The sequence below is a fragment of the Photorhabdus kleinii genome, from assembly GCF_025384885.1.
Lineage (GTDB): Bacteria > Pseudomonadota > Gammaproteobacteria > Enterobacterales > Enterobacteriaceae > Photorhabdus > Photorhabdus kayaii.
On record NZ_JAJAFY010000050.1, the window covers coordinates 19,792 to 33,739 of the forward strand.

At 38.5% G+C, this 13,948-nt stretch carries 14 protein-coding genes and 3 pseudogenes; 9 read left to right on the plus strand and 8 right to left on the minus strand.

Features of this window, described 5'->3' with window-relative positions:
* Window positions 1-28 precede the first annotated feature (28 nt).
* Together LG003_RS18720 and LG003_RS18725 are read left to right on the plus strand one after the other, a co-directional pair.
* Window positions 29-568 (plus strand): hypothetical protein, encoded by a 540-nt coding sequence (locus LG003_RS18720; RefSeq protein ID WP_262981361.1) that lies wholly within the window; start codon window positions 29-31, stop codon window positions 566-568.
* Entirely contained in the window at window positions 565-1,956 is a 1,392-nt protein-coding gene (locus tag LG003_RS18725; protein ID WP_262981362.1) for an FKBP-type peptidyl-prolyl cis-trans isomerase N-terminal domain-containing protein, read from the plus strand. Before LG003_RS18720 ends, LG003_RS18725 begins: the two co-directional genes overlap by 4 nt.
* A 411-nt stretch (window positions 1,957-2,367) precedes the next feature.
* Here LG003_RS18725 and LG003_RS18730 read toward each other — a convergent pair whose 3' ends face one another.
* The 7 genes from LG003_RS18730 to LG003_RS18760 form a co-directional block, all read right to left on the minus strand.
* Complete coding sequence (locus tag LG003_RS18730; protein ID WP_112879340.1) at window positions 2,368-3,258, minus strand: LysR family transcriptional regulator; 891 nt, start codon at window positions 3,256-3,258, stop codon at window positions 2,368-2,370.
* A gap of 433 nt (window positions 3,259-3,691) precedes the next feature.
* Window positions 3,692-3,928 carry a DUF1240 domain-containing protein gene (locus LG003_RS23270; RefSeq protein ID WP_315903395.1) on the minus strand — a complete coding sequence of 79 codons (237 nt, stop codon included), beginning with the start codon at window positions 3,926-3,928 and terminating at the stop codon, window positions 3,692-3,694.
* A 180-nt stretch (window positions 3,929-4,108) separates the two neighbouring features.
* Window positions 4,109-4,510 (minus strand): DUF1240 domain-containing protein, encoded by a 402-nt coding sequence (locus tag LG003_RS18740; protein WP_262981363.1) that lies wholly within the window; start codon window positions 4,508-4,510, stop codon window positions 4,109-4,111.
* Between the two features lie 36 nt (window positions 4,511-4,546).
* Window positions 4,547-4,942: a DUF1240 domain-containing protein gene (locus LG003_RS18745; protein WP_112879339.1), complete on the minus strand. Its 396-nt coding sequence runs from the start codon at window positions 4,940-4,942 to the stop codon at window positions 4,547-4,549.
* 35 nt (window positions 4,943-4,977) lie between these two features.
* Window positions 4,978-5,376, minus strand: a complete 399-nt coding sequence (locus LG003_RS18750) for a DUF1240 domain-containing protein (protein WP_112879338.1) — start codon at window positions 5,374-5,376, stop codon at window positions 4,978-4,980.
* Window positions 5,366-6,235, minus strand: coding sequence for a hypothetical protein (locus LG003_RS18755; RefSeq protein WP_192881053.1), 870 nt, complete (start codon window positions 6,233-6,235; stop codon window positions 5,366-5,368). The genes LG003_RS18750 and LG003_RS18755 overlap by 11 nt, the downstream gene beginning before the upstream one ends.
* A gap of 35 nt (window positions 6,236-6,270) precedes the next feature.
* Entirely contained in the window at window positions 6,271-6,477 is a 207-nt protein-coding gene (locus tag LG003_RS18760; protein ID WP_088373465.1) for a hypothetical protein, read from the minus strand.
* 264 nt (window positions 6,478-6,741) lie between these two features.
* Between LG003_RS18760 and LG003_RS18765 the strand changes: the two genes are divergently transcribed.
* From LG003_RS18765 to LG003_RS23535, 4 genes and pseudogenes are all read left to right on the plus strand, one after another.
* Window positions 6,742-7,221 carry an Hcp family type VI secretion system effector gene (locus LG003_RS18765; RefSeq protein ID WP_112879337.1) on the plus strand — a complete coding sequence of 160 codons (480 nt, stop codon included), beginning with the start codon at window positions 6,742-6,744 and terminating at the stop codon, window positions 7,219-7,221.
* 702 nt (window positions 7,222-7,923) lie between these two features.
* On the plus strand, window positions 7,924-8,829 hold the full coding sequence (murQ, locus tag LG003_RS18770; protein WP_112879336.1) for an N-acetylmuramic acid 6-phosphate etherase: 906 nt from the start codon (window positions 7,924-7,926) through the stop codon (window positions 8,827-8,829).
* A gap of 30 nt (window positions 8,830-8,859) precedes the next feature.
* Entirely contained in the window at window positions 8,860-10,311 is a 1,452-nt protein-coding gene (gene murP / locus LG003_RS18775) for a PTS N-acetylmuramic acid transporter subunit IIBC (protein WP_262981364.1), read from the plus strand.
* Window positions 10,312-10,341: 30 nt separating this feature from the next.
* A pseudogene (locus tag LG003_RS23535) lies at window positions 10,342-10,512 on the plus strand (transposase); the annotation flags it as partial.
* Between the two features lie 94 nt (window positions 10,513-10,606).
* On the opposite strand, the gene LG003_RS18785 reads toward LG003_RS23535, so the two are convergent.
* The gene (locus LG003_RS18785) at window positions 10,607-10,948 is read right to left on the minus strand and encodes a hypothetical protein (protein WP_240000867.1); all 342 of its coding nucleotides are present in this window, start codon (window positions 10,946-10,948) and stop codon (window positions 10,607-10,609) included.
* A 603-nt stretch (window positions 10,949-11,551) separates the two neighbouring features.
* Here LG003_RS18785 and LG003_RS18790 point away from each other — a divergent pair.
* The 3 genes and pseudogenes from LG003_RS18790 to LG003_RS18800 all read left to right on the plus strand — a co-directional run.
* Window positions 11,552-12,437: pseudogene (locus tag LG003_RS18790) on the plus strand (IS982 family transposase).
* A 293-nt stretch (window positions 12,438-12,730) separates the two neighbouring features.
* The gene (locus tag LG003_RS18795) at window positions 12,731-13,495 is read left to right on the plus strand and encodes a hypothetical protein (RefSeq protein WP_262981365.1); all 765 of its coding nucleotides are present in this window, start codon (window positions 12,731-12,733) and stop codon (window positions 13,493-13,495) included.
* Window positions 13,483-13,948, plus strand: a pseudogene (locus LG003_RS18800) (ATP-grasp domain-containing protein); the annotation flags it as partial. The gene LG003_RS18795 and the pseudogene LG003_RS18800, both read left to right, overlap by 13 nt.

Here is a 13,948-nt window from a genome sequence, read left to right on the forward strand (position 1 = left end):
GATGATAATGATGCTGGGGAGTAATAAGGTGAATAACGTGTTTGTTCTTAAACGTATATGTGTGATGTTGCAGGTTCGGAAAATAACAAGGCACTGCATTGTATCTTATGGTTGTTATTTCTACCTACTATTAGCAGCCGCATTCCTTTTAACAGGATGTGCTCAAGAGCTCACACCAAAGAGAGTTCCGACATCAAGTAAAATAAAAGTATCGTCAATCGCTAAGACATTGGTTCATTCTTCATTACCCCCTGAATCTGGAAGCGGTGATTGTCGTTTTGCCGGAACTATGCAGCCCTCTGCTGACAGCAATTCCGGCAAACTGGCACAATGTACTCGCGAGTTGGAGGCATTGAAGCAGTTCAGCGGCGCTAAATACACACGCTACAAAGCCGAGTTTGATCGCATTGCCCGTACGGGTAGTCAATATTTGGCGGTAGCTAACGGGATCAGTCAGGATATCAATGACTTAGTACGTCCTAAGTATCAGTATGCCCTTACCAGTTTGTGTTATCGTATAAAGAACGACTTATCATTGGCACTAATTAATCAGGTAGAGGCACAATGAATTGTATACGAATGCATCTTCGTCGCTGTACTTGGTTGTTAATTGGTTTTTTGGGAACGATTGATATTGTGAGTGCGGCAGAAAGTGGAAACTATACCCCTCCTGGCGACGCGTTCTCGGTGGATAGCTTGATGGAAAGCGCCAGTAATTCTGATTATGGTCTGAGTACACTAATGGCGCAACAGTCCAAATCGGGTGAGACATCTTCAAACAGAAGTGCATCAAAACATACAGTTGGAACATCCATTCTTGTTGGTATGGGGGCCTCGTCCGGTGGTAGCGAAGCAGCAGCCCGTAAAGTATTGCGTGCAGAGAATCGTAAGCTTAAGGCTCAGATGGAAAAGCTGAACCTTAAGCTTACGACGTTGACAGCAAAGTTAGCCGCTCAATCTCAGACTGACGCTAACCGTGCCACTGAGGATGCTTTGCGCCAAGCTCAGCAGGTTACCTCACTTAAGAGACAACTTACCGATAGTATCGCAGAGTTGAAGTCTTCCCAGACTGAACTAGAGAAGAGCCGTAAGCAGCTATCTGACCACCAATCAGTCAGGGTAGAAGTGCAGAAGCAGAAGGATACGTTACAAAAACAGTTAAGTGACCACCAGACCCTGCTGACGGCTACGCAGCATCAGTTCAAAGAAGCACAAACGCAGTTAGAGGCCGTGCGTAAACAGTTCAGAGAAGCTAACATTGCCCGAATGCAGTTAGAGACGGCATTGGTTTCTACTCGTTATCAACTAGTGCAAGCTAATGATCGAGCGGTAAAAGCCAGTAAATCCGTGCGTGTACCGCTCGATAGCGATAACCGTAAGCGTGACTATGTAGTGGGCCAAGCGATGGCTTCGGGGCTAAAAGAGACACTGGTCAGTTATGCAGACAGTGGGTTGTCTCTAGATCCTGTTCGAGTGACTGCCGGATTAACTGATGGATTACGCAATCGCATGCAGCTTAAACGCAGTGATATGGATAAATATTACCTGACCTTTGCGGAGCAATTACAAAAACAGGTAAATGCCAAGGTTAAGATGGGAGAAGCTCTGATTGCGAAGAAAACTGCCGGACGCAAGCCAGCAAAGAAAGTCAATGGCTTGGTGTACTTTGTGGTCAAGAAAGGTCACCCTATTAAGGATCAGGATGCACCGGTTTCGCTGGCTTTGTCTGAGCAGATTGTTGATGGCGCCACTTTAAGCACTATTCCGACACTGACACTTACCGCTGACGATGATATACCAGCCGTAGTGCGTGAGGCGCTTCCATTGTTGGGTGAAGAGGCAGAAGTTGATGCCTACGCTTTAGCTAAGGTCGTGTATGGCAACTTGCCGATGCCGAAAGGAGTAACCCCGTTTACGGTCTTGGTCTATCACCTCAAGGGGATTAAACCTCAGTAAAAATAAACTATTTTGACATCCTTATATCTTGGATTTACCCATGGCATCATCAATTTCATATTCACCTGATTTATCCCCCCATAATAATGATAGATTTATCAGACATAACAAAATTATTCTTATTTAACCAGAGGTTAGATAATCAATAACAACATTCCCCCCTTCTACATTGCGATATTTTTACATATACTAGGAGATAATCCCTATTAATAACTTCTAATTCTTTCAAACCAATTATACCATTGGAGAATTGATAAAATATTATTGATTATAACCTATAAAATACTTACTATTAATAGTAATATTTAAATAACCAACTATGATATCTGATTTATTCCTCCCGTCTATATAATAACATTAAATTAGCAATGGTTTATTTTACATTAAAAATACCAAGCTATGATCCCTCATTCATACATTATCAATCAGAGAAGATAATAACTCCGCTTCATTTATCAATTCATAATCGATAACTGGACTCCATAAGATACCAAAATCAATCTCCATATCGGTTTTTAACACTTCTAATAAATCCAAATATTGTGATGGAATTGAGCGGATAACTTTTTCCGGCACTAAAGAAAAACCATTGCGTTTAATTATCAGCTCAATCATTACCATAATATCATTCGTTTTTAACATTAAATTCATACTATTATCATAAATAGAAAATGCGTTAATGCCATCAGTAAAATCAATTGGTATATCATTCTCATCCATGTCAATAAGCTGATACAACGATGCCATTTCAGCGCTTAATGCTGTAAAATGCCGAAACCAATCACTGCCTTTTTTAAAAAGGTAAACGAGTTTTTCAGTAAAAATCTTTCTAGGCATAAGTGATGAAGTTAATGGTAGAGGAACAATGGCGATATGTAATAAACCAGAGTTTAATAGATTCATTTGCTGCTCAAATGTCAAACCAGTAATTAGCACAAGCACGGCTTTTTCCTTCCTACCTAGAAAAATCCGCTCTTCCATTTTTCCAGAATCATAAATAGGAAAACAAGAGCTAACATAAAGGTAATGTGGCGCATCATCTTGCAAATCATGATTAACCTGAATCTGAAATTGCTCAAAATGACCCAGTAATTTCTGAGCATTCTCAAAAGTTTTTTGTCCAAAATCAGTCAACCGAGTACCACCTGGTCCTCTGGAAAACAAAAGAGCCCCAAATTCCGCTTCCAGTGCATTAACTTTCTTAGTCAGTGCAGGTTGAGAAATATGTAGTATTTGAGAAGCCTTATGATAATTAAGTGTTTCAGCTAACACGATAAAAGCTTTGAGATTACGTATATCCATATCTCCACCATTCAGGTTTATCTTTCATACTTTCTTACGTTATTATTTCAATAATAAACTAAATCATTTAGACTTAACTGAAATTAATTAAATAGAGATTAAACAACAATTATAAGATGATCAATTAATTTATTATAAAAATGTTGATATAATTTATTTTTACCATAATTCCTTTCTGCTCTCTAAGATAAGTGATTAAATAATTCATTTAAATTAAATGCGTTAGAAGATAATAAATTTCCCGATTTTTAGGTGTTTTCCCTATAGTAACTCCTATGCATTCTGCGGCATGTATTTGCTACTATATAGGATAGCGAAATATATCTGGAAAACATCATTTTTAAAATATAACTATTAACCCTCATTTTTAAATAAAAATTAGGACGACTATATTAGATTCATTTTTCGCCTCACCCTACCAATAAGACTAATATCAATCACATAACTTAATATCTTTTACATATTTATTCGGTGACATCCAAGATATCTTTTGGCATATCAAGTAATTCTCACTTCTCAGTTTATAATTCACATAAAAAGATATAGGAAAACTCACAAAAAACGCAACAATAGCTATCACACCAAGATATTTAACATAAGCATCATGATACCTTGGGACACGCTCTGTTAAATTTAAATAAATAGAACAAATCAAGAAATAAAAAACCAACGGGAAGAAAAAAACGCAATTATTATCCCATTGGAAAAAGAGATTATCTCAGCCATTGTAATCAATGAAAGTAGACTATCAACAGAAGCAAACATACCTAAAGATACCAAGGACAATACAAAAATCGCCAAAATAATATGAATTATTTTTCTTTTTTTATCCACGACTATATTTAGCATATCAATCACATAGTTTAATATCTTTCACATAAGTATTCGGCGACATCCAAGATATTCTTGGACACACCAAATAACCATCGCTTTTTAACTTATAATTCACATATAAAGATGTAAGAAAACTTAAAAAAAATGAAATAATGGCTATCGACCCAAAACAGTTAACAAAACCATCATGATGCTTTGGAGAACGACCAGTTATACTGACAAAAATAACTGCAACCATATAATATAAAACCAAAGGAGAAGAAAATAATATTATAACAACACCACCTGAAAATGTTATTTTATCATCCATTTCAATTAAAGAAATTATATTTCCCACTGTCAAGAAGAAAGTGGATAAAGCTAAAATAAAAATAGCAAGAGCACCGATAATATGTATAATCTTTCTCTTGTTTTCCATAACACCTCCAATCATGAATAAATTAAATTAAAGATATCAATCACATAGTTTAATATCTTTTACATAGGTATTTGGAGACATCCAGGATATTCTTGGACATATTAAATAACCATCACTTTTTAACTTATAATTCACATATAAAGATGTAGGGAAACCTAAAAAAAATGAAACAATAGCTATCGTCCCCAAATATTTGTTAAAACCATCATGATGCTTAGGATAACGACCAGTTATATTAACAAAAACAACAAAAATAACATAATAAAAAACCAAAGGAGAAGAAAAAAATATCATAAAAACACCACCTGAGAATATTATTTTTTCATCCATTTTAATTAAAAAAATTAAATTTTCTCCTGTTAAAAATAAAGTGAATGACGTTAGAATGAAAATAAAAAGAGCACAGATGATATGTATAGCCTTTTTTCTCATAATGCCCCCAATCATGAATAAATTAAATAAAAATATCAGTCACATAGCTTAATATCTTTTACATAGGTATTCGGCGACATCCAGGATATTCTTGAACATACTAAATAACCATCACTTTTTAACTTATAATTCACATATAAAGATGTAGGAAAACTTAAAAAAAATGAAATAATGGCTATCGAACCAAAATATTTATTAAAAATATCGTAACTCTTTGGATAACGACCAGTTATATTAATAAAGATAACCAAAATAATATAATATGAAATTAAAGGAAAAGAAAAAAAGAAAATGGAAACACCACCTGAAAATGTTATTTTCTCATCCATTAAAATTAACGAAAATAAATCTTCACTTACTATAAACATACAAAACGACATTAAAGCCAATGAAAAAATTGCGCAAATAATACGTATTATTTTATTATTTACCATATCTCCCCCAATTATGAAAAATTTGGTTAAGATCAGCTTCTGGAGCTCTTGGTTTTCTCTCCATTTCTTTTCTAATTAAATTAATAACAGTTTCGCTAATTTTAAACTTTTTATCCAAAGAATCAAGTGCATATGTCATTCCAAAACCTATACCAAACACAATACCAGCCACTGCAATTATGCTAGCACCAGCCAAAAACGTAGTTACTATCAAAGACCCAATAACCCAAGAAACAAAAGCTATTATTACTGTCTTAGCCAAATCTACCGCAATATTACCTAAGAAATCAACCAGAGTGTATTCATCCTTAAATATAAGCTCAACCGTTCGATAAGCTGCGGAAAAGAATATACTGAATTTCATTCCCTTAACTATGCCACTATTCAGTCCTTGCTGCCCAATCCCCATAGATATCACCTTCATGTTAGAAGCTTTATATCTTGAAGCAGTGATGATTTTCCTAACTCCCGCATAACCTGATATTTTGATATATCTATTCCCGTCTTTACCAACATACTCTGTCGCTTTAATCCCTAATTTCTTAAATTCTCCTATAACATTAAAAAGATCAAAAGAATCATGTATGTTACCTGCATATGGCGATATGGGATCGGTAATCTCAAATATTTTCTTTATAAATGGACTTTTGGGTTTTGGCGAATCAATATCTTCCAGAACATCTTTCGCTTCATCTAACGAGAGTAGCGCAATATAGGTTGTATTCTCCCTTAGCTGCTTTTCGAGACCAATAGCATCAAAGAATTCATGCTGAGGTTTTAATTGGTTAGTCCCAACATGACCTCTCAGGAAATCCCCCATACAGCCCTCCCAAGAGGGGTTGTACTTTTTATATGTCATTGTGAAGCCCTTTCCATATTCTTAAAATCATCGCATTAGTGTTTAACCGCCGGAGTTTCCAATTTGAGTGAAAGAACCCGGCCATCTGAAATCTTCATGTCGATCGCACAGGCTTGCGTTGACAGCAATAGGTTAAAACACTGCATCATCATCATTGCCAATTTTTCTTCTGGGATTAACGGACTATTCATTAATACGTCCGTGAGTTGTTGTAATAACTGTTCTCTATCTCTATCGTTCATACGGCTAACCCTATTAACAATTAAAAGCTCGGATGTAGCACTATATTACATAAAAAATAGCCATGTCGACTATATAATAGCAAAAAATTTCAAGCCCGTTTTTTTTATATCACTATTTTTTTATATCACTATTGCTATCCTTAAAGAAAAAAATTCAACATTGAACTATTAATTTCTTTATATTTTAGTGTTAAGGTCGTACTTTCACCGCCTAAACATACAGTCTTAGGTAATTCAATTAAAGAATTTGCATGGTAATTACTTATGTCACATATAATTTATTTATCTTTAGAGGGTAAGAAACAAGGTTTAATTTCTGCCGGTTGTTCAATGCTAGACTCTATAGGAAACCGATACCAAAAGGGGCACGAAGATCAAATACAGGTATTGAATTTAAATCACACGATAACTCGCGAAAAAAATGTCGCTCATCACCCGATACAATTTATCAAGCCAATAGATAAATCATCCCCGCTGTTAGCAGCCGCAATATCTTCAAACGAACTACTGAATGCGATTTTCTTCTTTTACAGAACAAATCTCGCTGGACAGTTAGAACTTTTCTATGAGGTCAAATTAATAGAAGCGAGTATTGTTGACATTTCTTGCGTCTACCCGAATTCAATAAACAATAATGAAATGATGCCATACGAAAAAGTCTTTCTCAAATATAGATCTATATCCTGGAATCATATAACCGCCGGCACATCTGCTTATAGTATATGGGATGATAGAGTTTATTGAAAATAAACCGAGTTAAGCATATACCCTATAGATTTCAAGATGCATCGCGACGGCAAGGGAGCGAGTCCCCGGGAGCATAGATAACTATGTGACCGGGGTGAGTAAGTGCAGCCAACAAAGAGGCAACTTGAAAGATGACGGATATATACAAATATATATGCTTAACTCTTACTAATACGCCAAAAAACAAAAATGGTAACAACAAAAATACCCAATAATGTCAATCGACCCCACATATCTGGAAAACAACCTGCGGCCATAGCCGACCAAGCTATAATCACCATAAAGGGAATTGTGTCCGACAAAAGATCTTTAATCCATATAAAAAAAGATCCTTGAACCATGCCTTACTAAAAACCCTTCTTTTTTCATTCATATTAATATCCTAATTCATTATTTCAATAAATTCAGAAACTATACCCTATAGATTTCAAGATGCATCGCGGCGGCAAGGGAGCGAATCCCCGGGAGCATAGATAACTATGTGACCGGGGTGAGTAAGCGCAGCCAACAAAGAGGCAACTTGAAAGATGACGGGTATATACCATCTTTCCCGATTTATAACCCTTTTTGCTCTACAACCTATAAAATGCATTCACAAAGCTATCGCTTTTATCGAAACACTGACCAAATTTGCTCTTTATGACAAAGAAGAGTAAATAACTATTTATCATTTCAAGAATATTCCATCAGAAAAACAATATGAAAATCAATCTCAACAATATAGTTACCGAAAGTCGCAATTCAGCTAGTGCCAACATTGATACTCTGCCAACCCTTGAAATGCTAAAACTGATTAACGATGAAGACAAAAAAGTCGCACTGGCTGTAGAGCAAACTTTGCCGAAAATCGCTGAAACGGTAGACAAAATTGTCGAAGCATTTCGTCAGGGAGGCCGTTTAATTTATATCGGGGCCGGTACATCGGGCCGGTTAGGGATTTTGGATGCCAGTGAGTGCCCACCCACTTATGGCGCCAAACCAGAACAAGTGGTTGGATTGATTGCCGGAGGACATCAGGCCATTCTACATGCGGTTGAGAATGCAGAAGATAACCAACAACTGGGCGCAAATGATCTTCAAGCGCTAAACTTTAACTCAAAAGATGTATTGGTTGGCATTGCCGCCAGCGGCCGTACACCTTATGTTTTGGGTGCAATGGCGTATGCGAAATCCGTTGGCGCCACCGTTGTCTGCATTAGTTGCAACCCGGAAAGCCCGATGACACAAGCAGCCGATATCGCCATTACACCGATAGTTGGGCCAGAAATCGTCACAGGTTCATCACGAATGAAAGCCGGTACAGCCCAAAAGCTAATTCTGAATATGCTGACCACCGGCGCCATGATCCGTACAGGTAAAGTTTATGGCAACCTGATGGTGGACGTAGAAGCGACGAATGCCAAACTGGTTGAAAGGCAGAAAAATATTGTTATGGCCGCCGCAGAATGTAACCGTGAACGAGCGGAGCAGGCACTGGCTGAATGTGATGGACATTGTAAAACCGCCATTGTGATGATTCTGGCGGGCGTCAATGCTCAACAAGCAAAGGCTTTACTGGAAAAACATCACGGTTTTATTCGACCGACGATCTCAGCCGTTCGGTAACCACTTCCTCTGCTGAGAAGGAGTAAGAAGATGGCTAAAATTAATCAGACAGTCATTGCCCAGATCCTTAAAGCTATCGGCAATGCAGATAATGTAGCGCAATGCGGCAACTGTATGACCCGTCTGCGATTGACATTGCATGATTATACGCAAGTGGATAAAACCAGGTTAAAACAGATCCCCAATGTGTTAGGTATTGTCGAAAGCGACGATCAGTTGCAGATTGTGCTTGGACCGGGAAAGACTCTAGCTGCGGCTGAAATAATGAATGAATTGCTAACTTCTTCTCCCCATACAGAACAATCAAAACCAAGCGGCACTGATTTAACCGATATTGCTTCTGCCAATAAAAAGCAACTTAAAGAGAAACAGGTGAGTGCTGTACACAAATTCCTGACCAAATTCGCTACCATTTTTACGCCATTGATCCCCGGTTTTATTGCCGTTGGTCTGCTTCTCGGCTTTGCTACTTTACTTGAACAGATAGCTATTCAGGGTGTTGAACACCCTAATACCATTTTGGTTGAAATCATCGGCTATATGAAAGTTTTCAGTAAAGGCATGTTCAGCTTTCTGAGTATTCTAATCGGTTATAACGCGCAAAAAGCATTTGGCGGCTCAGGAATAAATGGCGCCATTATTGCTTCGCTGTTTGTACTCAGTTATAACCCGGATGCCACCAGCGGTTTTTATTCCGGTATTGCTACTTTCTTTGGTTATAGCATCGATCCGCGCGGCAATATTATCGGCGTTCTTATCGCCGCTATTTTGGGAGCATGGGTAGAACGGCAAGTTCGTAAGATTATCCCGGATAACCTCGATATGATCCTCACTTCGGCTATTACTCTGCTAATCATGGGAGCCATTGCCTTTATCTTTATCATGCCGCTGGGGAGTTATCTGTTCAGCGGCATGTCATGGTTATTCCTTAACCTTAACGGCAATCCTTTTGGCACGGCGATATTGGCTGGGCTATTTTTACTCGCTGTTATGTTTGGTATTCACCAAGGGTTTGTTCCCGTCTATTTCGCACTAATGGAGGCACAAGGCTTTAATTCTCTGTTCCCAATTCTTGCAATGGCGGGCGGCGGACAGGTTGGTGCAGCGCTGGCACTGTATGTCAAAGCGAAAAAAGACTCTCTGCTGCGTACGCAAATAAAAGGCGCCATTATTCCAGGTCTGCTCGGTATTGGTGAACCTTTGATTTATGGGGTAACATTGCCGCGAATCAAGCCCTTTATTACCGCCTGTTTGGGCGGTGCCGCCGGCGGTTTCTTTATCGGTTTGGTCGCCTATTTGGGATTACCTGTTGGGTTGAATACGGTTTTTGGTCCATCTGGATTGGTAGCACTGCCACTGATGACCTCGAACAGCGGTATTTTTGTCGGAATGACAGTGTACACCGCCGGGCTAGTGGTTGCTTATATCAGTGGTTTTGTAATGACTTTGCTATTTGGCAGTAAAAATGTCGATTTAACCTGATGATGTACTATGTTGTGCCGGAGGTGCAACATGGATTATAGATATGACAGCCACACGTTATTTCAGATTGAATACTATTTGGTGTGGGTAACGAAATACAGATGCAAGGTGCTGACAGGAGAAGTCGCAAGCTGAGTACGTGAGTTAATACGTCAGACATGCGAATCCTTTGAAATCAGGATATTAAAGAAAGTTGCTACTTTAAGTAGGTGATTGTTTAGTTGATATCGGTTTCGCTAGCATACAGCATTGCTCGTTTTTCCAAGAAACCCCAAGATGATGGGGTTAAATATAACTATTTGCTGACATCTGTGCTATTTGCAATAGTGCCAGCAAAAGTCTTCCTTTCTCGTTGCAGCCACTCAGGCCAAGGTATGTCTCGCCCAGGATAAGCAGGGTGTGGTATGCACCAATGTTCTTGCACCCACTTACGAATGAAAGTTTCTATTTCATAAGCAAGTGCTGAATTCAGGATATTAATATGTAACCAGTAGTAAATAGCTACATCATATCCCTCAAAAAGTGAGGGGAATATATATACACACCCAAGGCAATGAGATTCCGAAGGATCAAGAATAATATAAGAGAAGCCAATTCGTTGTTGGAAATCGCTATAATCTTCTTCGATATAACGCAAGTTATCTTCCCAACTTTTGATATCATCTGCCAGTCGTCAGAAAAGATATCTTTTAAAATCGGTCGGCTCTTCATTACGGCTTCATAGTCGATATTGGCGTATTTCGGGCTTAATGGCCGTAAAATAAAGCCATTGCCATATACCAATAATGGCACATCAAATTCGTTTGGTACTATTTTATTATATACGTTCATTATCTTTTTCTTTTGAATATCACATGGTGAAACTGGGTATCTTGCTTTGGTGAAAACATTTCAATGTTGGAGTTAACGTAATTACGCTAACAAAGCATACTTTGCAGATAGATATGTTTAGCTGGTTACTGCCCTCGGTATATACGCAAATAAATGCAGAACCATCATCAGGAGGATAAGTGCCGAAACCCAACGTTTTACCACATTTATCACATAGACAGATCTTACTATACATAACTTGCCCTCCTAAGTATTAGGTACATCCAGTCCAGTCAATCCGAAAGCTGCCCCCTGATGAGCATTAATTAACCTGAACTCTGCTTAAGAAAGGAAAGAAAAAAGGAACTAAGAGCCTGAGGCACGATCAAAGTTTTTGTATAGAAAACAAAATCGTGGAGATCCTCAGGCTATGATGACTTTAGAAGAACTTGACTGCTGCGTCGATGATTTTTGCCAAAAATTTATTCCGCTTTGGGAACAACAGCTCATCGAGAATAACCGGCTTAAACGCCATCGCGCAGCTTCCCTGTCACTGAGTGAAATCATGACGCTCCTCATTTTATTTCACATGAGCCACTATCGTCATTTCAAAGCGTTTTATATTGAGCATGTGCAACAGTATCTTAAGGCTGATTTCCCCCATCTGGTCAGTGACAACCGAATAATAACCTTGAAGAAAAAAGCGATTATCCCGTTGTGCGCTTTTCTTTCTTCACGCAAAGAAAAATCACAAGGCATTGCTTTTATCGACTCCACCAAAATCGCCGTTTGCCATAATCTTCGTATTCCCCGAAATAAGGTTTTTGAGGGGGTAGCACAACGGGGGGAAAACCAGTATGGGGTGGTTTTATGGTTTTAAACTTCATTTGGTCATTAATGATTGTAGGGAGCTTTTGTCTGTCAAATTAGCGCCGGGAAATACAGATGAGCGCCATCCGGTTAAGGAATGGGTAAAAGGATTAACAGGACATCTGTATGGCGACAAAGGGTATTTATCACAAGCTTTAAGTGATGAACTGGAGGCAGAAGGGAGAACACTTATCACAAGTGTTCGTCGCAATATGAAAGCCAAGTTTTTATCGCTTTGGGATAAAATTATGTTAAGAAAGCGTTTTTTGATAGAGACCGTGAATGACCAATTGAAAAATATTTCTCAGATAGAACATTCACGATATCGGAGTATAGTCGGCTTTTTGTTGGAGGTAGTATCGGGCTTAATTGCATATACATTCCAACCGAAAAAACCGAGCTTAAATTTACGTGATTCTGAAATCGCTATCCTTAAGCAAAGCTGAGGTTAATTAATAATTTTCCGCTGGGTATGCCTTCTCAGCGGTATGATCCGAAAAAATGCCGCTGGATGAGCAGTTCTGGCTCGTCAGGAAAACAGGTGCAAATCATCTTGCCGCAAAAGCGCACGAATTTGGACATATTATTCAAGTACCGTATGTTTGAGTTTATGTCTGGTAAGAAAATTGATCCAGCTCGCTGGATTTATAATATTCATTATTGCATGTGGTGGCATAGCTCGGTTCTTGGCGAATACCGTGTTTTTACTTTAAGTCAAGACTGTCCGGAATTTTATGCTTTGAATCATATAAAAGCTATGCGTCCTCAGATTATATCATCCATTGGCAGCTATCTTGGGAAATTGGCAGCACTGGGTGAACGATTAGATATATATGGTGTAGAACTAATTTCGACAAATTCAGAAACAACTACTCAGGAAGAGCGCTATCGCTATGAGGCGATCTTCAAAGTACCAGTACGCGACGAGTATTCTTCTGAAGAGCTTGACATTATGGCGATGCAATGTATGGATAAGCATTATCATCTCGTTGAGGACGACGTGCACCTTGAGGTGATTAACCGCGATGCTCAAGGTGTCGGCGATATTATAGGTACCGATTTGTGGAACGATGCTATGCCGATGATCCGTTATCAGCAAGGTGACTTATGTGAGCTTGATGATAGTCGAGAAGTATGTTCATGCGGCAGTCATTTTAGGAAAATCAGAAAGCTACATGGCCGTGCTGATCAGGGGTTAACCACCTTATATGGGAATACAATATCTCCCGGAAGTATTCTGGACGCAGTAGAGCGTTTTTTCTGTCGGGATGAGGCTAACATTGCTGAGTTTCGCGTAGTACAGCTAGCTCCAGATCGTATAAATGTACTTTATGTGATCAAAAACGACGCCGTACAGCATGATGTCGGAGTTTTTGACGCATTTCAGCATCATTTGAGCAATTTATTTTCCCATAAAGTTTATGTTCATCCGATCCGAATGAAGCAGATCCCTAGGGAAAAAAGCTATAAAAGAAGGACGGTTATCAACAAATGCAAGACGTAAAGTTAAATACAATCCTGATTGTTTCCTGTGAACCGGACATAACGGAGAAAACTACCGAGTTGGCAGAACAATTTGTGCTGTCAGATATCCGTTTTATTTTTCTTATAGAGGATTTTACTCAAACTACACATAATTATCGAAGTGAAGAACACTATATAGTGCGTGATTTTTCCGTACATTCTGATGTTATGGATGCTATTGATAAGATTATTATTCGTCATGAAGTATCAGCCGTAATTTCCAGCGATGAATTCTCCGTTTTTGTTGCCGCCAGTGCTAGGGAGAAGATGAAAATACCTGGAATGACATGTACTCAAGCCAGGAGATTTCGTGATAAAAAAATGATGAAGCAAGTGGCTGAACAGGGAGGAATTGCTACCCCAAAGGAGTTTACTCTTGATAATATCAGGGATGGCAGCACTATTTTCCCTGTAGTGATAAAACCGCGCTCTC

What these genes read in the sequence shown, in the direction of transcription:
- LG003_RS18740 (WP_262981363.1), bottom strand. Translation starts at nt 4,510, where the DNA reads ATGGAAAACAAGAGAAAGATTATACATATTATCGGTGCTCTTGCTATT.
- LG003_RS18725 (WP_262981362.1), top strand. Translation starts at nt 565, where the DNA reads ATGAATTGTATACGAATGCATCTTCGTCGCTGTACTTGGTTGTTAATT.
- murQ (WP_112879336.1), top strand. Translation starts at nt 7,924, where the DNA reads ATGAAAATCAATCTCAACAATATAGTTACCGAAAGTCGCAATTCAGCT.
- murP (WP_262981364.1), top strand. Translation starts at nt 8,860, where the DNA reads ATGGCTAAAATTAATCAGACAGTCATTGCCCAGATCCTTAAAGCTATC.
- LG003_RS18760 (WP_088373465.1), bottom strand. Translation starts at nt 6,477, where the DNA reads ATGAACGATAGAGATAGAGAACAGTTATTACAACAACTCACGGACGTA.
- LG003_RS18730 (WP_112879340.1), bottom strand. Translation starts at nt 3,258, where the DNA reads ATGGATATACGTAATCTCAAAGCTTTTATCGTGTTAGCTGAAACACTT.
- LG003_RS18755 (WP_192881053.1), bottom strand. Translation starts at nt 6,235, where the DNA reads ATGACATATAAAAAGTACAACCCCTCTTGGGAGGGCTGTATGGGGGAT.
- LG003_RS18745 (WP_112879339.1), bottom strand. Translation starts at nt 4,942, where the DNA reads ATGAGAAAAAAGGCTATACATATCATCTGTGCTCTTTTTATTTTCATT.
- LG003_RS18765 (WP_112879337.1), top strand. Translation starts at nt 6,742, where the DNA reads ATGTCACATATAATTTATTTATCTTTAGAGGGTAAGAAACAAGGTTTA.
- LG003_RS18750 (WP_112879338.1), bottom strand. Translation starts at nt 5,376, where the DNA reads ATGGTAAATAATAAAATAATACGTATTATTTGCGCAATTTTTTCATTG.